Here is an 18,408-nt window from a genome sequence, read left to right on the forward strand (position 1 = left end):
ACTTCAGACCGACAGCAGTTCTTTTTCCTTGTCGGCGACGACCTTGTCGACGTCCTTGATATTGGCGTCGGTCAGCTTCTGGATGTCGTCTTCGCCGCGCTTCTTCTCGTCTTCGCTGATGGCCTTGTCCTTGACCAGCTTGGCGATTTCCTTGTTCGCGTCCTGACGGATGTTGCGGATCGCGATCTTGGCGCCTTCGCCTTCCTTCTGCACCTGCTTGACCAGCTCCTTGCGGCGCTCTTCGGTCGGCGGCGGCATGTTGATGCGGATCGAGGTGCCCAGGGTGTTCGGGGTGAACTCGGCGTTGTAGAGACCCTTTTCGATCTCCTTGATCATGCTCTTGTCAAAGGGCGTGACCAGCAGCGAGTGCGCGTCGGCATTGGAAACCGAGGCCACCTGGTTCAGCGGGGTGCTGGCGTTGCCGTAGGCATTGACCATCACGCGGTCCAGCAGGGCCGGCGTGGCACGCCCGGTCCGGATGGAGGTGAGGGTGTGCTTCAGAGCGTCGATGCTCTTGGCCATGCGCGTCTGCGCGTTGTTCTTGATGTCGTTGAGCATCGCCCGGTCCTGGATGTATCTGGAATCGGGCGATTATAGGCGAATACGGGACGCTGCCGGGCCTGAATCAGCCTGGGCGTCGCCTTGCGCTCAGGCTCAGGCCGGGTCGCGGCCCTGCACCAGGGTGCCGATGTTCGCGCCGTTGAGGATCTTCAGCAGCTCGCCCGGCTGGCCCATGTCGAACACGCGCATCGGCAGGTCGCTGTCGCGGGCCAGTGCGAAGGCAGCGGTATCCATCACTTCCAGGCCACGGCGGATCACTTCGTCGTAGCTCAGGCTGTCGAAGCGGACCGCGTCGCTGTGCTTGTTCGGATCCTTGTCGTACACGCCGTCGACCTTGGTTGCCTTCAGCAGCAGGTCGGCACCGATTTCGATCGCGCGCAGCGCAGCGCCGGAGTCGGTGGTGAAGAACGGGCTGCCGACGCCCGCGGCGAAGATCACCAGGCGGCCCTTTTCCAGGTGGCGGATGGCGCGGCGACGGATGTAGTCCTCGCACACGTCGTTGATCTTGATCGCACTCATCACGCGGGCCTTGGCGCCCAGCTTCTCGAGGGCATCCTGCATGGCCAGGGCGTTGATGACCGTGGCCAGCATGCCCATCTGGTCGCCGGTGACCCGGTCCATGCCGCCTGCGGCCAGGCCGGCGCCACGGAAGATGTTGCCGCCGCCGATCACCAGGGCCACTTCGGCACCGGCCTGCTGGGCCTCGATGACTTCACGGGCCAGGCGGTTGATGATCTTCGGGTCGATGCCGTAGTCCTCATCTCCCATCAGCGCCTCCCCGGACAGTTTCAGAAGGATGCGGCGATAGGCGAGCTTGGACATGGGGACCTCGGGTGCGTGGAAATCGCGGGCGATTCTACGCGCATGCGGCGTCGGGCCAAAGTGTTTTGTGCACTGCGGCGCAGAATCCAGGCCTCTGCCCCGGTCGCACGGGCTTCCGGTTCAGCCCAGCTCGGCGCCGGCCGTCGCCGACAGCTCGTCATGGCCGAGGGCGCCGGGGGAGCGGGCGATCACCCGGTTGCGGCCCAGGTTCTTGGAGCGGTACAGCACGTCATCGGCCGCGCGCAGCAGGTCCTGCACGTCGGCGAAGCGCTCATACCCGCCCTGGGTGGCCACGCCGGCGGAGAAGGTGACGAACAGCGGCCCGCCCTCCAGTTCGGCCATCGGCGTGGCGACGATGTTGGCCAGTACCCGGCGGATCACGTCAAGGGCCACCGTCTCGCTGGTGTTGGGCAGCAGCGCGACGAACTCCTCGCCGCCGAAGCGGGCCACGGTGTCGCTGTTGCGCAGCTGGCCCTGCAGCTTGCCGGCGAAGGCGCGCAGCACCTCGTCGCCGGTCAGGTGGCCGTGCGCGTCATTGATCTTCTTGAAGTCGTCCAGGTCGATGAAGGCCACCGACAGCGGCCAGCCCTGGCGGCCGGCGCGCAGGAATTCCTGCTCCAGCACGGCTTCCAGCTGGCGGCGGTTGAGCACGCCGGTCAGCGCATCGCGATGGGCCTGGTCGGCCAGCCGCTTGGCGCGCGCCTCGAATTCGTCGGCACGACGGCGTGCCTGGTCGGCATCCTGCAGTTCGCGCAGGTTGCGCAGGGTGGCCAGCTCCTGTGCATGGTCAATCAGTTCGCGCACGCGCAGCGGAGAATTCAGGCCCGCCTCGAACAGGCTGGCGATGTCCGGCAGGGCCTCGCTGATGCGGGCCAGGACCTGGTCGAAGCGCGCGCTGTCCAGCTCCAGGCCGTCGTGGACCTGCTGCAGGGCGCGCTCGCGCGCGGTGTCCGCATCGTCGTCCAGCCAGATGTCGGCCACGGCCCCGGACAGCTGCACGCAGGCCTGGAACGGCGATTCGGCGGCGCCCTGGTCCTCGCTGTGGCGGATGCTCTCCACCAGATAGCGCGGCAGGCCCCATTGCTCGGCCACCCAGGCGCCGACGTCGGCGTGGCTGCAGCCCAGTTCGTCGCGCTCGCGCCCGACCAGGTCGGGGTTGTCGCGCGCTTCGCGCAGCAGCGGCAGGTAGCGTTCCGCCTCGGCCTGGGCCAGGCACAGGATGCCCAGGTCCTGCAGCAGGCCGGCCAGCATCAGCTCTTCCAGGCGGCGAAGTCCGCGGGCCTGGCCGAGCTGGCTGGCGGCAAGGGCGCTGAGGATGCTGCGCTTCCAGGCGCGCTGGCGCAGGTCGTGGTCGGCGCCACCGCCCCCGGTCAGCCCCTGTGTGACCGTGAAGCCGAGCGCGAGACTGATCGTGGCATTCAGGCCGAGCATGGTCAGCGCCTGGCCAAGGTTCTCGATCCGGCGCCGGCTGGCGTACAGCGGCGAATTGGCGATGCGCAGCATGCGAGCGCTCAACGCCATGTCGATGGCGATGATGTCGGCGGCGGTGGCGATATCCGCTTCCGGGTCCTGGGCCAGTTCGATGATGCGCAGGGCAATACCGGGTGGCGAAGGCAGGTTGCGGCAGAGCGCCAGGGCAGCTGTCAGCTCGGGAGGCATGTCGGGTCGTTCAATTCCATTGGGACAAGAATACCTAGGAATGCATCACAGTCCGCGATTTTCGTTCCTGCTAAGTGACTGTTGATTCCCTGTGCCGAGTATCGGCTTGATTCGCGCGCAACGCAAAGGCCCTTGGGCGCCGGTGTCGGTGTGCGCACCAACGGTGCGCACCCACAGGTGCGGTGGGGATAAAAAAAGAGCCGCGGTTTCCCGCGGCTCCTTCTGGTCGCTTCACAGCCGGAAGGCTGGAATCAGACCTGCATCGCCTTGGCAACTTCGGCGGCGTAGTCTTCCACCACCTTCTCGATGCCTTCGCCGACGATCAGCAGCTTGAAGCCTGCCACGTCGGCGCCAGCGGCCTTGACCACCTGCTCGACGGTGGTGTCGCCCAGCACGTAGGTCTGGCCGTACAGGGTCACGTCGCTGACGATCTTGTTGATCTTGCCGCTGATGATCTTTTCCAGGATCTCGGCCGGCTTGGCGCGGTCCTTCTCGGACATCTTGGCCAGCTCGATTTCCTTTTCCTTCTCGACGAAGTCGGCCGGAACGTCCGCAGCCTTGTTGTGCGGCGGCTTCAGCGCGGCCACGTGCATGGCCAGGCCACGGGCCAGCTCGACGTCGCCGCCGACCAGGTCGACCAGCACGCCGACCTTGCCGTTGGTGTGGACGTAGGCGCCGATGGTGTTGTTGCCATCGATCTTCACCATGCGACGGATCTGGATGTTCTCACCCAGGGTCTGCACGGCGGTGGCGCGGGCTTCTTCAACGGTGCGGCCGTCGGCCAGCGTGGCAGCCTTCACGGCTTCCACGTCGTCGGCGCCCGATGCCAGGGCAGCAGCGGCGACGGCGTTGACGAAGGACTTGAAGTTGTCATCGTTGGCGACGAAGTCGGTTTCCGAGTTGACTTCGACCAGCACGGCCTTGCCGCCGTCCTGGGCCAGGCCCAGACGGCCTTCGGCGGCCACGCGGTCAGCCTTCTTGTCGGCCTTGGCAGCGCCGGACTTGCGCATGGCTTCAGCAGCAGCGTCGATGTCGCCGTTGGCTTCGGTGAGCGCCTTCTTGCATTCCATCATGCCGGCGCCGGTGCGCTCGCGCAGTTCCTTGACCAGGGAAGCAGTGATTTCCACGGGATTACCTCACGAAAGAAAGGGGTTGGGCCGGCATGGTGGCCGGCCCGTGTGACACGGTCCTGTCACGCGCCAAGGGCTGCGTGCAGGGAGGGTGGACGCCGGGCGTCCACCCCGGGGCCTGGATCAGGCCTGGGCGTCGTCGCCCTTCTTGGCAGCCTTCTTGGCCGGAGCGCGGCGGGCCGGCTTGTCTTCGCCTTCGGCAGCGGCTTCAGCGAACTCTTCCTCACGCACCGAAGCGGCGTGCGGAGCAGCAGCCTTGCCTTCCAGCACGGCGTCGGCAGCGGCGCGGGCGTACAGCTGCACAGCGCGGATGGCGTCGTCGTTGCCCGGGATGGCGTAATCAACCAGTTCCGGGTTGTAGTTGGTGTCGACCACGGCGATGACCGGGATGCCCAGCTTCTTGGCTTCCTTGATCGCGATGTCTTCGTGGCCGATGTCGATCACGAAGATGGCGTCCGGCAGGCGGTTCATGTCCTTGATGCCGCCCAGCGAGGCTTCCAGCTTGTCGCGCTCGCGACGCAGGCCCAGCACTTCGTGCTTGACCAGCTTCTCGAAGGTGCCGTCGGTTTCACCGGCTTCCAGTTCCTTCAGGCGGGCAACCGACTGCTTGACGGTACGGAAGTTGGTCAGGGTGCCGCCCAGCCAACGCTGGTTCATGAACGGCATGCCGCAACGCTCGGCTTCTTCCTTGATGGTTTCGCGGGCGCTGCGCTTGGTGCCCAGGAACAGGACGGTGCCGCGCTTCTGGGCCACCGACGAGATGAAGTTCATCGCGTCGTTGAACAGCGGGACGGTCTTTTCCAGGTTGATGATGTGGATCTTGCCGCGGGCGCCGAAGATGTACGGAGCCATCTTCGGGTTCCAGTAGCGGGTCTGGTGGCCGAAGTGGACGCCGGCTTCCAGCATCTGACGCATGGTGACCTGGGGCATTGCAATACTCCTGATGGGGAACCAGCGATTCCGCCCGCGGGGATAGGTATGCGGGCGCATGGAAGCGCGATCGGTTCCGGGGTTGGGCTTCCCTGTTGCCTCCGTGGCCGAACTCCTTGCGGAGCACCCCGGCACGGATGGGGGCAGCAGGTGTGGATTCACCGGTGACGTCCGGTGTGGACGGGTTCCCGCGCACGCAGGCGGCAGGAATCCGGTCGATTATAGCCCGCTTGGCGCGCTCGCTGCAATTGCCGGGTCCGGCGCGGTCAGGTCGACCTGGCGACCATCCTGCAGATGGGCGTGGAAATGCCCGCCATGGTAACCGCCGGGGCGGGCCGGCAGCGCCCAGCGGCGCTCGTGCCCGGCCAGCAGATAGCCGGCCAGGCCCGGAAGCAGCAGGGTGCGCTGGCCATCCTCGGCAACGAACACCAGATCGTGGAGGCGGGCGTGCAGCGGGCCGGCATTGTTCAATCGCAGATAGGGCTGCGACGCATCGGGTTCGATCCGGGCGTGCACGCGGGGCTGCACCTGGGGTGCGGCCTGGCCGCGGAAAAGCGGCAGCGAGTAGCGTGGCAGGCCCGCGAGGCTGGGCTCCAGCACGATCCGGTAGGCCTGTTCGCCAGCGACGGTTTCGGATCGGCCGGGCAGCAGCCAGACGCGCTGCCGCACGCCGGGCGCCATGTCGAGCCGCACCGGGCTGGCCAGGATCTGGTCGGTGGGCCGCAGCCGTTCGGCGTCGGTCTGCTGCTCCCAGGCCAGCACCCGCACCTGGCCCTGCCAGTGGCCGGGGCCGGGGTTGTACAGCCATAGCTCGGTGCGGCCGCCTTCGGCCGGCAGCTGCAGGGTGGTGGGGGACAGGTCCAGTGCAGCGGCGGGCAATGCCAGCAGCAAGGCGAGGACAATCAGTGCTGCGCGCATCAGTAGATGATGGTCACGGCAGGCACCGGTTCATCGTTGGTGGACGGTGGCGCGAGATCGCGGACCTGGTCCGGCAGCTGCGCGGCGTCGCTGCGTTGCTGCGGGACCGGGCAGCGGTGGGTACCGGCTTCACCGCTGCAGGCTTCGACCACCGTCAGCCGGATCTGTAGCGTGGAGGTGCTGGGGTCGGCCCATGCCGGCGTGCTGGCAACCAGCATCGCCCCGATCAGAACTGCGCGGACCACCTGCCATCCCGTGTGTCGAAAGACTCGTTGCGCGGTATCGGCCGGATCGGCAGGAACTGTAGAGTCGAGCTTGCTCGACTGCGCCGTCATCCACGCATGGCGTGGATCTACCCAACCCATCCCGGTGCGTGCCGACCATTCCAAACCTGCCCGGTGGGTGCCGACCATTCCAAACCCATTCCGGTGGGTGCCGACCACTCCAAACCTGCCCGGTGGGTGCCGACCATTCCCAACCCATCCCGGTGGATGCCGACCATTCCAATCCTGCCCGGTGGGTGCCGACCGTTGGTCGGCACGCGCGTCAGTAGGTGATCGTCACCTGCACCAGATCGTTGTAGGTGCCGGCAGGTGGCTGGCCGGTGACCGGTGGCACTCGGCCATAGATGGTCAGCTGCTGCGCACTGCCACTCCCGGTGCCGCCAACGGTATCGACGGTGAGGGTGTTGCCCCAGCGCAGGCTGCGCGCCGCATCGCGGTACAGCTCATAGGTGAGGTAGTAGGTGCCGGCGCCAACAATGGTCGCCATGCGCCGCGTACTGGTGGCCGTGGGGTTGTTCTGGCCGTTGTCCAGGCTGATCTGGTAGGCGGTGTTCTTCAGGCAGGTCAGGGTGAGGGTGGCGGTCTGGTCGATGTTGGCCGGGATGCCCCCGGTGACGTTGCCGAAGTTCATGTTGGTGGTGACGTAGCTGCCGCATTGCGGCAGCACGTTGGCGGTGGCGGTGAAGCTGAACGCGGCGCTGGCGCTGTTGGTGCCGGTGGCGCCACCGTTGCAGGTGGCTGGAACCGTTGCGGTGCCAAGCAGTACTTCATTCCACGCCCAGGTCAGCACCACGTTGGCGCCGCTGAAGGTGCTGCTGTACGCGCCCGAGGCCAGGATCTGATTGGCCGGGATCTGCGCGAACAGCTGTGTGGCCTGCGTGCCGTTGCCGCCGGTCAGGGGCACGTTGTAGGTCAAGGTCAGCTCCTGCGCCGGCGGCGTGCCGCGCGGGGTCAAGCCGGTCACCTGGCTGAAGTTGGAGGTGTTGTAGAGCTGGAAATTCATGCTGTCGTTGGTGCCGGTCTTCATCGTCCGCCAGCTGGCACTGCTGCCGCCACCGCTGCCGGCGCCGATGCCCACGCACACCCGCACGCCGGTGGTGGCCAGCAGGCTCAGCGCGGCGGTGGTGCAGTTGACCGTGATGTTGAGCGTGCCCGTGGTTGCGCCGGGCGCATTGCTGTTGATGTTGCCGAACGGCAGTGTCGGGTCGGCGATGGCCGTGCAGACCGCGACGGCGCGCGCCGGTGCCGCGGCCAGCAGCCCGGCCACCAGCAGCAGGCCAAGCAGCAGCACCCTCATGGCGCCACCTCCGGGATGCACTGCAGCGGTGCCGGCTTCGGCCGCGCGCCGGAGGCCACCACCTTGGGCAGGTCCGGCACCTTCACCCGGCACTGGCCGCGGCTGGTGGTGACGTACAGCGTGCTGCCCGCGGCCACATCCTCAAGGTAGAGCAGGCCGTCATAGCCGACGGTCGCCTGGCGGCCATCGGGCAGCTGCACTTCGCTGCCGACCTCCAGCGGTTGCCCGTCCATGCCCTGCAGGGTCAGGCTCAGCGAGGGCCGCGAACGCAGCTGGAAGGTGACCCGGGTGCCTGCCCGCTGGCGCGGCGTCACCCAGTCCTCGATGCGGTCGGCGCGCATGTCCTCGGGCAGGTCGAGCGTGTCGATCGAAACCCGGTTGCGCTGCCACGACAACAGCGGGCTGACCAGCAGCAGGCCACGATCGTCGGTGACGCCGATCAGGCGGTTCTCCAGTCGTACCGGCACGCCGCCGACGCCGTTGGTGCTGATCACCGCGAACGCATCGGAGACCTCGCGGGTAGCAAAGGCGTGCCCGCCCATCCACACCAGGCTGCCGCTGGCACTGGCGTAGGCATAGTTGAGGCTGCCCTGGCGCGACGCACCGAACGAGTAGCGGCCGACATCGTTGAGGATGCCGACCTCGGCCAGGCCGCCATTGCCGTCTTCGCCATGACGGACCTGGGCACGCCAGCCGACACCGCCGGCACTGCCATCGCCGGGCACCGGCTGGGTGACATCGGCCACCCAGCTCTGGCTGTCGCCATTGCGCTGGCTGGACAGGCTGGCCTGGCGGTTGTTGCCGAGACTGGCGGTCACCGACAGATAGATGCTGCGGTCGTCGCTCCTGTCCAGGTTCTGGTTCACCGACAGGTAGGCCGACCAGCGCTGGCTCCAGCTACGCGACCAGAACAGGCTGGCATAGCGGTTGTCCTCGCCATCGGGATAGCGCAGGCGCAGGTAGCTGGCGCTGAGCGTGCCCAGCCGCAGCAGATCCACGCCGACCGTCGCCTGTTCGCTGATGCTCGGCGGCAGGTTGTCCTGCAGCGCGCCCAGATCGCGGTAGTCGCCGTGGCTGCGCACGGTGCGCAGGTTGGCGTTGAGGCGGCGGTTGTTCCAGCTGTAGCCCAGTGCCCATTGCCCGCCCTGCAGGCCGTGGTAGTTGCTGTGCGCGTAGGCGGCATTGAACACGCCGGCACCGCCGAGCAGCCACCAGCCACCGAGGCCGGCCTGGGCCAGGCCACCGCCGCCTTCGGCATGCACCTCGCCGGTAAAGGTATCCGTGACGCCGCCGCGCCAGCTGGCGCTGGCGACCGTGCGGTCGTCATAGGTGAACGAGCGCTGGCCGAAGTCCTCGCGCAGGCGTCCAACGCCGAGCGACCAGTCCGACAGGCCCTTGGCCAGCAGCTGCTGGGTGCCGTAGAAGCTGAAATCCAGCGTCTGCATGCGGCCGAACGCATCGGTCACCACCACCTGTGCGTTGCCGGTGCCGCTGATGCCGGGTTGCGCGGCCAGCTGGAACGGGCCGACCGGCACCTGTCCGCTGTACTGGCGCAGGCCGTCGACATACAGCTCGACCGTGGAGGGCACCACCGCCTGGCCGAGGAAGCTGGGGGTAGGCGTCAGCACGCGATACGGCTGCAGGCCATAGTTTCGGCCGATCTGCAGGCCGCCCAGGCGCACCGGCCGGGTCCAGTCGACGAAGCCGCTGTAGAAGTCGCCAACCTCCAGGGTCATCGCCTGGTCGGGGAAATCCAGGCTCCAGCGCGTGTCCAGGCGCACGCTCTCACCGCGCCAGCGACGGTCGCCCGGCTGCTGGTAGCGACGGCTGATCGCGGTGTTCTCGAAGGTGCCGTTGCCGATGCCGAACAGGCGCAGTTCCGAGCTCAGGCTGAGGCTGCCCAGCGTATCCACCCGGCTGCCGTAGACGTCGTAGTTGAACAGCACGCCGGGCGATGCACTGCCAGCGGGTGCGCGCGCCTGTGGTCGGCTGAGCACGGTGGTCGGCAGGGTCAACTGGTCCAGCGGTACATCCAGCGCCAGGGTCTGCATGTGCGCGTCATAGCGCACCACCGCGCCGCTGATCTGGTCCAGGTAGACCGGGGCGTCGCCGCTGGCGTTGAAACCCAGCTGGCGCAGCACTTCGGGGCTGGCCTCAAGCCGACCCCGGTTGTCGGTGAATGGCAGCAGGCCACGCGGTGTGCTGTTGAGCGATACGTCCAGGTACAGCGTCTGGCTGGCCGTGAGCGGGGTAGGGGGTGGCAGGATGGCATCGGCGGACACGCCGGAGACATCCGCAGCGCCACTGGCCGCCATGCCGGACACATCGGCGGCTTCGGTCGCCGCAGGAGCCAGGGCAGCAAGCAGCGCGCCCATCAACGCCTCAGCGAGCCGGTGGTGGCGACAGTGGCGTCTGTTCCGACTCGCCATTGAGCTTGGCCGTGATCTGGTCGTTGTCGCGGTCGATCGCCGTGCGTTCGAGCGGCCAGCGCATCACCTGGCCGGGCAGCACGTAGCCCAGCAGGCCAGGGTGCACGATGCGAGGGCGCTGGGCACTGCCCAGTGCGAGGTCGGCGATCTGCGCGTAGCTGTCGCCGGAATTGGACACCTCCACGCCGTCGCGGCCATCGTCCAGCCGCACCAGCCGGGCCTGCAGTCGCGCGGCCAGCTTGCCCGATGCCGGCTGCACGAAGACCGGAATCGAATAGCGCAGCACGAACTGCATGCCATCGGCGCGGGTGGCCAGATCGGGCACCTCGTCGACAATCAGCCGGAAGTACTGCTGTGCTGGCGGCGGCTCGCGGTTGGGCCGCATCACCCGCACCAGCTGCTGCTGCCCGGCCGCCAATTCCTGCATCGGCGGGGTGGCAACCAGTTCATCGGTGGGCAGCAGCTGCTCCTGTCCGTTCTGCTGGACCCAGCGGAACAGGCGCACCTGCAGCTTCACCGGTGACGTGCCGCTGTTGGTGAGCCACAGTTCGCCGGCGCGTTGGCGGGCTTCCAGCTGCAGGCTGGTAGGGGCCACCTGCAGGCTGGTGGCGCCTGCCGTGGAGGCTGCCAGCAGGCAGAGGGCGAGCAGCGCCACGCCGGTGGCGCGCCACGGGCGGGGTCCGGCCATGCGGGCGTGCTCCATCAATAGGTGATCGTGGCGGTGATCGTATCCAGGTAGTTGCCGGTTGCCGGGTTGTTCGTGCTCAGGTTCAGGATCTGGCCGTAGACGATGTAGGGCACCGCCAGGCCGGTGCCGATCCCCGCCTGGGTGTTGGTACCGGTGGTGGCCCCCCATACCAGCGTGTGCGCAGCATCCTGGTAGAGCTGGTAGCCGACGAAGTTGTTGGCGGTCACCGCGGCGTTGGTGTTCTTCATCCGGCGCGTGGTGACGTCGTTGGCGGTGGCGGCATTGGCGCCCGCATTCAGCGAAATCGTGTACGGGGTCAACGCCGAGCACTGCGCGGTCACCGTGCCCTGGCCCAGCGTGGGCGTGGCCGTGGTGGAAGCGGCAGTGCCGAAATCGACATTGGTGGCCGCCGCAGCGGTGATGGTGCAGGCCTTGGTGACCACCAGGGTGACGTTGAAGGTGGTGGTATCGGCGGCCAGCACCGGGCTGGACATCAGCAGCCCGGCCATGGCCCAAGCCAGCGGGGATCGTACTGGGGATCGCATGGACAACCTCCCTGACCCGAAGGTCTGTTGAACAAGGCGAAGACGGCACGATCGGTGCCGCTTTGACGATGCTGGGGGCAGCTTAGGCAGCGCAAGTGTCTGTAATCCGTGATAAATAGGGATCCGAAAGGGCGGAGTCCGTCACGCTTTCACTTTCCTTGCCGGAACCGTGCATGGCCTGGAACGCCAGTTGGGTGGCGTTCGTTCAGATTGCGCCCGGATCGGCGATAATGGCGGGCATGAGCGTGAATCTGAAAACCCCGCAGGAAATCGAGATGATGCGAATCGCCGGCCGGCTGGCCAGCGAAGTGCTCGACATCGTCACCCCCCACGTCAAGCCCGGTGTCACCACCGAGGAACTGGACCGCATCTGCCACGACCACATCGTGAACGTGCAGGGCGCCATTCCGGCCAACGTCGGCTACCGCGGCTTCCCCAAGACCGTGTGCACGTCGGTCAACAACGTCATCTGCCATGGCATCCCCAGCGAAGGGAAGGTGCTCAAGGACGGCGACATCATCAATATCGACGTCACCGTCATCAAGGACGGTTGGCACGGTGACACCAGCCGCATGTACTTCGTCGGCACCCCGTCGGTAATGGCCCGCCGCCTGGTGGAAGCCACCTATGAAGCCATGTGGCGCGGCATCCGCGCGGTGCGTCCGGGCGCGACGCTGGGCGACATCGGCCATGCCATCCAGAGCTACGCCGAAGGCGAGCGCTTCAGCGTGGTGCGCGAGTACTGCGGCCACGGCATCGGCAAGGTCTATCACGACGAGCCGCAGGTGGTGCATTACGGCCGCCCGGGCCAGGGCCTGGTGCTGCAGCCGGGCATGACCTTCACCATCGAGCCGATGATCAACGAGGGCACCCGCTACAACAAGGTGCTGCCGGATGGCTGGACCGTGGTGACCAAGGACCGCAAGCTGTCGGCACAGTGGGAGCACATGATCGCGGTCACCGAGACCGGCGTGGACGTGCTGACCCTGTCGCCGGGCGAGTCGCAGGTCTCCTGAGGATGCTGCCGGCGAGTTCGCTGCTGGACACGCCGGCCGCGTCGCTCAACGACCCGGACTGGGCTGCTGCCGCGCGCCAGGCGCTGCAGCAGGCCGATGCGCGGCTGTACCGCCGTTTCGACCAGGGCGACAACATCGAGCGCCTGCTGGCGCTGCGCGCGCGCGCAGCCGACCATCTGATCCGCCTGGCCTGGCAGCGTTGCCTGCCGGCTGACAGCGGGCTGTCGCTGTTCGCGGTCGGCGGCTACGGCCGTGGTGAACTGTTTCCCCGCTCGGACATCGACCTGCTGGTGTTCGGCGATCCGCCGGCACAGCTTGCCCATGAGCCCGCATTGGCACGCCTGTTCGCGCTGTTGTGGGATTGCGGGCTGGCGGTCAGCCACGCCGTGCGCTCGGCTGCGCAGTGCCGCGAGGCCGCCGCCGACCAGACGGTGCTGACCGCGCTGATCGAGGCACGCCCGATCCTGGCCGAAGAGGCCACGCGCCGCGCGCTGCGCGTGGCCATCGACGACCGCGAATTGTGGCCGGCACGCGCTTTCTTCCTGGCCAAGCTGGAAGAACTGCGCAACCGCCACCAGCGTTTCGGCGATACCGCCGACAACCTGGAGCCGGACCTGAAGGATGGCCCGGGCGGCCTGCGCGATCTGAACACGCTGGGCTGGATGGCGCTGCGTGCGTTCGGCGTGCGCGATCTGGAGGCACTGGTCGGGCTCGGCCATCTGGGTGCCGATGAAGCGGCTGCACTGAAGCGCGAGCGCGCGGTGCTGGCGCGGCTGCGTTTCGGCCTACACCTGGTGGCGCGCCGCCCGGAAGAACGCCTGCGCTTCGACTACCAGAAGACCCTGGCCGCGCGCCTGGGCTTTGAAGACGATGCCGAGAATCTCGGTGTCGAAAAAATGATGCAGGGCTTCTACCGCGCTGCGCTTGTGGTGCGGCGGATCAGTGACCGACTGCTGCAGCGTTTCGAGGAACAGTTCGATGGCGAGGCACAGCCGGAACCGCTGACGGTCGGCTTTTCCCTGCGCCGCGGCTACCTGGCCGCAAATGATGCCCGCTGGCCGTGCGGCGATATCGGCCAGGTGTTCGCGCTGTTCGCCAGCTGGGCCAACAATCCACAGGTGCGCGGCCTGCATTCGCTGACCGCGCGCGCGCTGGCCGAAGCGCTGCCGCTGCTGCCGGCCTACGACCAGGCCGACAGCGATGCGCGCGAGCAGTTCCTGTCCCTGCTGCGTGGCCAGCGCCCGGTCGACACGCTCTCGCGCATGGCACGGTTGGGCGTGCTTGGCCAGTGGATTCCCGCGTTTGCCCAGGTCAGCGGGCGCATGCAGTTCGACCTGTTCCATGTCTATACCGTCGACCAGCACACGCTGATGGTCCTGCGCAACATCGGCCTGTTCGCCAGCAGCCGTGCCGATGAGCGCTTCTCGATCGCGCATGAAGTGTGGCCGCGCCTGCGCAAGCCGGAGCTGTTGCTGCTGGCCGGCCTGTTCCATGACATCGCCAAGGGCCGCGGCGGCGACCATTCGGAGCTGGGCGCGGTGGACGCGCGCGCGTTCTGCCAGGCGCATGCGCTCAGTGGCACCGATACCGAGCTGGTGGCGTGGCTGGTCGAGCAGCACCTGCGCATGTCGGTGACCGCGCAGAAGCAGGACATCGCCGATCCGGTGGTGATCCATCGTTTCGCCACCCTGGTCGGCAGCCGTGATCGCCTGGATTACCTGTACCTGCTGACCTGCGCCGACATCGCCGGCACCAGTCCGAAGTTGTGGAACGCCTGGAAGGACCGCCTGCTGGCCGACCTGTACTTCGCCACCCGGCGCGCGCTGCGCGAGGGGCTGGAACATCCGGTGCCGGCGGCCGAGCGCGTGGCCGAGGCGCGCGACAGTGTGCGCGCGCTGGTGCGCGAGCAGGGCTATGACGATGCCACCATCGACCGCCAGTTCGCGGTGATGCCCGATGAAGGCTTCATCCGCCTGCGCCCGGAACAGCTGGCCTGGCAGGCCGCCGCGCTGGTGCCGGTGAAGCAGGGGCAGGCGCTGGTGAAGGTGCGCCGGATCAGCGTCGACGACCCCGCATTGGAAGTGTTCGTGCATTCGCCGGACCGCGACGGCCTGTTCGCCGCCATCGTGATGACCCTGGATCGCAAGGGCTATGGCATCCACCGTGCGCGCGTGCTGGACGGCCCGGTCGACACCATCTTCGATACCTTCGAGGTGAGCCCGGCCGACAGCTTTGCCGATGGCAGCAGCGCCAACCTGGAAGCCGCGCTGCGCGAGGCGCTCAGCGGTGACCTGACCCGCCTGCGGCCATCGCGCCGGGTGGTGCCACGGCAGCTGCGCCATTTCCGCTTTGCCCCGCGCATCGAGTTCCGCGATGAGCCCGGCGCGACCCGCTTTGCCCTGGTCGCACCCGACCGCCCCGGCCTGCTGGCCGACGTGGCATTCGTGCTGCGCAACCAGGGCCTGCGCGTGCATGATGCGCGCATTGCCACGTTCGGCGAACGCGCCGAAGACACCTTCGTGATCAGTGACGAACACGACCTCCCCCTGACTGAACCTGCCCGGCAGCAGCTGCATGACGCGATGCTGGCCTGCCTGGACCCTGATCGAAACGCCGGAGACCCCGCCTGATGGCCACCAAGCCTGCCAAGAAGACCGCCGCGACCCCGAAGGCCGCAGCGGCCAAGAAACCTGCCGCCGCGCCGGCCGCGAAGAAGGCCGCCGCGCCGAAGAAGGCCGCAGCGGCCAAGGCCCCGGCGAAAAAGCTGGCTGCGCCGAAGAAGATTCCGGCCAAGAGCGCCGAAGCCACTCGCGCCGAAACCATTGCCCGCAAGTCGCTGCGCAAGCCGGCCGCGCCGGGCGTGGAGGAGCTGAAGTTCGGTATCGAGAGCGCTTTCGAGCGCCGCGCCACGTTGACCCTGCATGAGCTGGAAGGCTCGACCAAACCGCTGGTCAACCGCGTGATCGATGGCCTGGAAAGCGGGGAATTCCGCGTTGCCGAGCCGGATGGCCACGGTGGCTGGAAGGTCAACGAGTGGCTGAAGAAGGCGGTGCTGCTGTACTTCCGCGTCAACGACATGGCGGTGGTCGATGCGCGCCCCGCACCGTTCTGGGACAAGGTCGAATCGCGTTTCGCCGGTTATGACGAAGCGAAGTTCCGCCGGGGTGGCGTGCGCGTGGTGCCGGGCGCGATCGCCCGCCGCGGTACCTACTTCGGCAAGGACGTGGTGCTGATGCCGAGCTTCACCAACATCGGTGCCTACGTCGGGGAAGGCACCATGGTCGATACCTGGGCCACCGTCGGCTCCTGCGCGCAGATCGGCCAGCACTGCCACCTGTCCGGCGGTGCCGGTATCGGCGGCGTGCTGGAACCGCTGCAGGCCAGCCCGACCATCATCGAAGACCACTGCTTCATCGGTGCGCGTTCGGAAGTGGTGGAAGGCGTGGTGGTCGGCCACCACAGCGTGATCGGCATGGGCGTGTTCCTCAGCCAGAGCACGCGCATCTACAACCGCGCCACCGGCGAGATCAGCTACGGCTACATCCCGCCGTACAGCGTGGTGGTGTCCGGCTCGCTGCCGAGCAAGGACGGCACCCATTCGCTGTACTGCGCGGTGATCGTCAAGCAGGTTGATGCCAAGACCCGCAGCAAGACCAGCGTCAACGACCTGCTGCGCGGCCTGGCCGACTGAAGGTGACGGCGCCGGAGGATCTGGCGCAGTCCGCGATCTACCAGCATCCGTCCGACACCCTGTTCGGGCGGGTGCTGCTGCGCCTGCTGCATGCCCCGCGCTGGACCCGGCTGCGGCGCGCGCTGTCGCGGCGCTGGCCGATGCCGGCGCTGGTCAGCGACGTGCGCGATGTGGTGTATGTGAGCTGGTGGGTCGACGTGCGGCAGGCACCGCCGCCGCCGCCGGGCCATCACTACGTCGTGCATGAAGGGCGCACGCCGTACACCATCCTCAGCTACCGCCACGGGCATTTCGGCCCCGCGCTGGCCGGATCGTTGCGCAGGCTGATGCCCTCGCCACGCCAGAGCAACTGGCGCTGGTACCTGCGCCGCGACGATGCTCCGGACGGGACGCCGGTGGTGCTGTTCGACCGCAACGTGATGGACCAGCGGGCCTTCGTGGCCGGCGCGCGTGCGTTCAGCGATGCGATGCAGCCGCATCTATCCACCCGCTTTGAACATGTGCTGGATGCCGCGGGTCATGGCCACACGCTGATCGAAGGCGGGCAGGGCAGTGCCCCACCCCTGCATCTGCAGTGGCGCGCAGCAGAAGGCGAGAACCCAGCGGCATGGGCCGGATTCTGCGATGGCCATGACGCACGGCTGCGCTTCCTGACCTGCCAGGACGAGGCCATCGCGCGGACCTGCGATCGGCGCTGGGCCAGCACCCGCATCGATCTGCCGGTGGATGTCACCCAGCTGCAACCGCTGCAGCTGGAGGGCGAGTCCTACTGCCCGAGGCTGCAGGCGATGGGCGTGGCGTTGCACGAGGGGCTCGCCTTCCGGCTGCCGGCGGTGCCGTTCCGGGTCGTGTCCGAGCGCCTGTTGTGAGATTCTGGCCCTCTGTTTTCCAGCATCACAGATGGCCATGAGCACCACTGTCTACGGTTTGAAGAACTGCGATACCTGCAAGAAGGCGACCAAGTGGCTGGACCGCTTCGGCGTGCCGTACACCTTCGTCGACTACCGCGACAACAAGCCCAGCCCGGAAACGTTGCTGGAATGGGCTGCGCAGCTGGGCGGCCTGGCGGCGATGGTGAACAAGTCCTCCACCACCTGGCGGCAATTGCCGGACAACCGCAAGGCGGCCGAGTCCGATGCCGAATGGAAGCTGCTGCTTCGCGAGTATCCGCAGCTGATCAAGCGCCCCGTGGTGGTCACCGCCGACGGTACGGTCAGCCAGGGCTTCAGTGACAACGGCTTCAAGGCACGCTTCGGCGTGGGTGGCGCGTGAGCGCGGTTCTCGACCTGGCCAGCGAGCTGATCGCTCGGCCCTCGGTGACGCCGGACGACGCCGGCTGCCAGGCGCTGCTGGCGGCACGGCTGAAGCAGGCCGGGTTCCGCTGCGACCATCTGCGCCTGGGCGAGGTCGACAACCTGTGGGCAACCCACGGCCACGGCGCGCCGGTACTGGTGCTGCTGGGACACACCGACGTGGTGCCGCCCGGTCCACGCGAGGCATGGGCGAGCGACCCGTTCACGCCGACGATCCGTGACGGCGTGCTGTATGGCCGTGGCACGGCCGACATGAAGGGCAGCGTGGCCGCGTTCGTGGTCGCCGCCGAGCAGTTTGTCGCGGCGCACCCCGATCATCCCGGCACGCTGGCGGTGCTCCTGACCAGCGACGAAGAAGGCGATGCCATTGATGGCGTGCGCCATGTCGCACGGCTGTTTGCCGAGCGCGGCCAGCGCATCGACTGGTGCATCACCGGTGAGCCGTCGTCCACGACGACGCTCGGCGATCTGCTGCGTGTCGGCCGTCGCGGCAGCCTGTCGGCCAAGCTGCGCGTGCAGGGCGTGCAAGGCCATGTGGCGTATCCGGAAAAGGCGCGCAACCCCATCCACCAGGCCGCGCCTGCGCTGGCCGAACTGAGTGGGCGGCGCTGGGACGAGGGCTACGAAAGCTTCCCGCCGACCAGCCTGCAGATCTCCAACATCCATGCCGGCACCGGCGCCAACAACGTGATTCCCGGCGAACTGGAGGTGGATTTCAACATCCGCTACAACCCGCACTGGGACGCGCCGAGGCTGGAGGCGGAGATCGCTGCACTGCTCGACCGGCATGGCCTGCAGTACACGCTGAAATGGCATCGCAGCGGCGAGCCGTTCTACACCCCGGAAGGCACGCTGCGTGCCACTGCGCGTGCCGTGCTGGCCGAACACATCGGTCGTGCGCCGGAAGAAAGCACCGGTGGCGGTACCTCCGACGCGCGCTTCATCGCGCCGCTGGGTGCGCAGTGCATCGAAGTAGGGCCGGTCAACGCCAGCATCCACCAGGTGGACGAGAACGTGCGCGTGGACGAGCTGGAAGCGCTGCCGGGCCTGTACCAGCGGCTGGTGGAACGGCTGCTGGTGTGAGGGGGAGGGTGGGTGCCGACCGTTGGTCGGCACACCTCCGGC

Annotated in this window: 17 protein-coding genes; 6 read left to right on the forward strand and 11 right to left on the reverse strand. The window is 67.6% G+C overall.

The features are described 5' to 3' along the window. Positions 1 to 3: 3 nt before the first annotated feature. The 11 genes from frr to ACMZPQ_RS04895 all read right to left on the reverse strand — a co-directional run bounded on the left by frr (position 4) and on the right by ACMZPQ_RS04895 (position 11,263). Positions 4 to 558: a ribosome recycling factor gene (gene frr / locus ACMZPQ_RS04845; protein ID WP_197580672.1), complete on the reverse strand. Its 555-nt coding sequence runs from the start codon at positions 556 to 558 to the stop codon at positions 4 to 6. 96 nt (positions 559 to 654) lie between these two features. Beyond that, entirely contained in the window at positions 655 to 1,383 is a 729-nt protein-coding gene (gene pyrH / locus ACMZPQ_RS04850; protein WP_005415854.1) for a UMP kinase, read from the reverse strand. Between the two features lie 120 nt (positions 1,384 to 1,503). Then, positions 1,504 to 3,042, reverse strand: coding sequence for a sensor domain-containing diguanylate cyclase (locus ACMZPQ_RS04855; RefSeq protein ID WP_197580671.1), 1,539 nt, complete (start codon positions 3,040 to 3,042; stop codon positions 1,504 to 1,506). Between the two features lie 251 nt (positions 3,043 to 3,293). Beyond that, positions 3,294 to 4,169: a translation elongation factor Ts gene (tsf, locus tag ACMZPQ_RS04860; RefSeq protein ID WP_197580670.1), complete on the reverse strand. Its 876-nt coding sequence runs from the start codon at positions 4,167 to 4,169 to the stop codon at positions 3,294 to 3,296. A gap of 126 nt (positions 4,170 to 4,295) precedes the next feature. Further along, a complete protein-coding gene (gene rpsB / locus ACMZPQ_RS04865) occupies positions 4,296 to 5,102 on the reverse strand; it encodes a 30S ribosomal protein S2 (protein WP_006427162.1) in 807 nt (268 codons plus the stop codon). 219 nt (positions 5,103 to 5,321) lie between these two features. Continuing rightward, positions 5,322 to 6,020, reverse strand: a complete 699-nt coding sequence (locus tag ACMZPQ_RS04870) for a fimbrial biogenesis chaperone (protein ID WP_197580669.1) — start codon at positions 6,018 to 6,020, stop codon at positions 5,322 to 5,324. Then, entirely contained in the window at positions 6,020 to 6,265 is a 246-nt protein-coding gene (locus tag ACMZPQ_RS04875) for a hypothetical protein (RefSeq protein WP_414486001.1), read from the reverse strand. Before ACMZPQ_RS04875 ends, ACMZPQ_RS04870 begins: the two co-directional genes overlap by 1 nt. Before the next feature lie 301 nt (positions 6,266 to 6,566). Further along, positions 6,567 to 7,601: a Csu type fimbrial protein gene (locus tag ACMZPQ_RS04880; RefSeq protein WP_197580668.1), complete on the reverse strand. Its 1,035-nt coding sequence runs from the start codon at positions 7,599 to 7,601 to the stop codon at positions 6,567 to 6,569. Then, entirely contained in the window at positions 7,598 to 9,976 is a 2,379-nt protein-coding gene (locus ACMZPQ_RS04885) for a fimbria/pilus outer membrane usher protein (protein ID WP_197580667.1), read from the reverse strand. The genes ACMZPQ_RS04880 and ACMZPQ_RS04885 overlap by 4 nt, the downstream gene beginning before the upstream one ends. A gap of 7 nt (positions 9,977 to 9,983) precedes the next feature. Next, the gene (locus ACMZPQ_RS04890; RefSeq protein ID WP_197580666.1) at positions 9,984 to 10,733 is read right to left on the reverse strand and encodes a fimbrial biogenesis chaperone; all 750 of its coding nucleotides are present in this window, start codon (positions 10,731 to 10,733) and stop codon (positions 9,984 to 9,986) included. Further along, the gene (locus ACMZPQ_RS04895) at positions 10,733 to 11,263 is read right to left on the reverse strand and encodes a spore coat protein U domain-containing protein (protein ID WP_197580665.1); all 531 of its coding nucleotides are present in this window, start codon (positions 11,261 to 11,263) and stop codon (positions 10,733 to 10,735) included. Before ACMZPQ_RS04895 ends, ACMZPQ_RS04890 begins: the two co-directional genes overlap by 1 nt. 230 nt (positions 11,264 to 11,493) lie before the next feature. Between ACMZPQ_RS04895 and map the strand changes: the two genes are divergently transcribed. The 6 genes from map to dapE are packed head-to-tail and all read left to right on the forward strand — an operon-like array spanning position 11,494 to position 18,366. Next, on the forward strand, positions 11,494 to 12,279 hold the full coding sequence (map, locus tag ACMZPQ_RS04900) for a type I methionyl aminopeptidase (RefSeq protein WP_414486003.1): 786 nt from the start codon (positions 11,494 to 11,496) through the stop codon (positions 12,277 to 12,279). 20 nt (positions 12,280 to 12,299) lie between these two features. Continuing rightward, on the forward strand, positions 12,300 to 14,909 hold the full coding sequence (locus ACMZPQ_RS04905; protein WP_495495826.1) for a [protein-PII] uridylyltransferase: 2,610 nt from the start codon (positions 12,300 to 12,302) through the stop codon (positions 14,907 to 14,909). Beyond that, positions 14,909 to 15,970, forward strand: coding sequence for a 2,3,4,5-tetrahydropyridine-2,6-dicarboxylate N-succinyltransferase (gene dapD / locus ACMZPQ_RS04910; protein ID WP_197580662.1), 1,062 nt, complete (start codon positions 14,909 to 14,911; stop codon positions 15,968 to 15,970). The genes ACMZPQ_RS04905 and dapD overlap by 1 nt, the downstream gene beginning before the upstream one ends. Positions 15,971 to 15,972: 2 nt before the next feature. Then, positions 15,973 to 16,839 carry a hypothetical protein gene (locus ACMZPQ_RS04915; protein WP_197580661.1) on the forward strand — a complete coding sequence of 289 codons (867 nt, stop codon included), beginning with the start codon at positions 15,973 to 15,975 and terminating at the stop codon, positions 16,837 to 16,839. Positions 16,840 to 16,870: 31 nt separating this feature from the next. Continuing rightward, on the forward strand, positions 16,871 to 17,242 hold the full coding sequence (locus ACMZPQ_RS04920) for an arsenate reductase (RefSeq protein WP_008266886.1): 372 nt from the start codon (positions 16,871 to 16,873) through the stop codon (positions 17,240 to 17,242). After that, positions 17,239 to 18,366, forward strand: a complete 1,128-nt coding sequence (gene dapE, locus ACMZPQ_RS04925; RefSeq protein WP_197580660.1) for a succinyl-diaminopimelate desuccinylase — start codon at positions 17,239 to 17,241, stop codon at positions 18,364 to 18,366. Before ACMZPQ_RS04920 ends, dapE begins: the two co-directional genes overlap by 4 nt. Positions 18,367 to 18,408 lie beyond the last annotated feature (42 nt).

The sequence above is a fragment of the Stenotrophomonas maltophilia genome (genome assembly GCF_047497515.2).
Taxonomy (GTDB): Bacteria; Pseudomonadota; Gammaproteobacteria; order Xanthomonadales; family Xanthomonadaceae; genus Stenotrophomonas.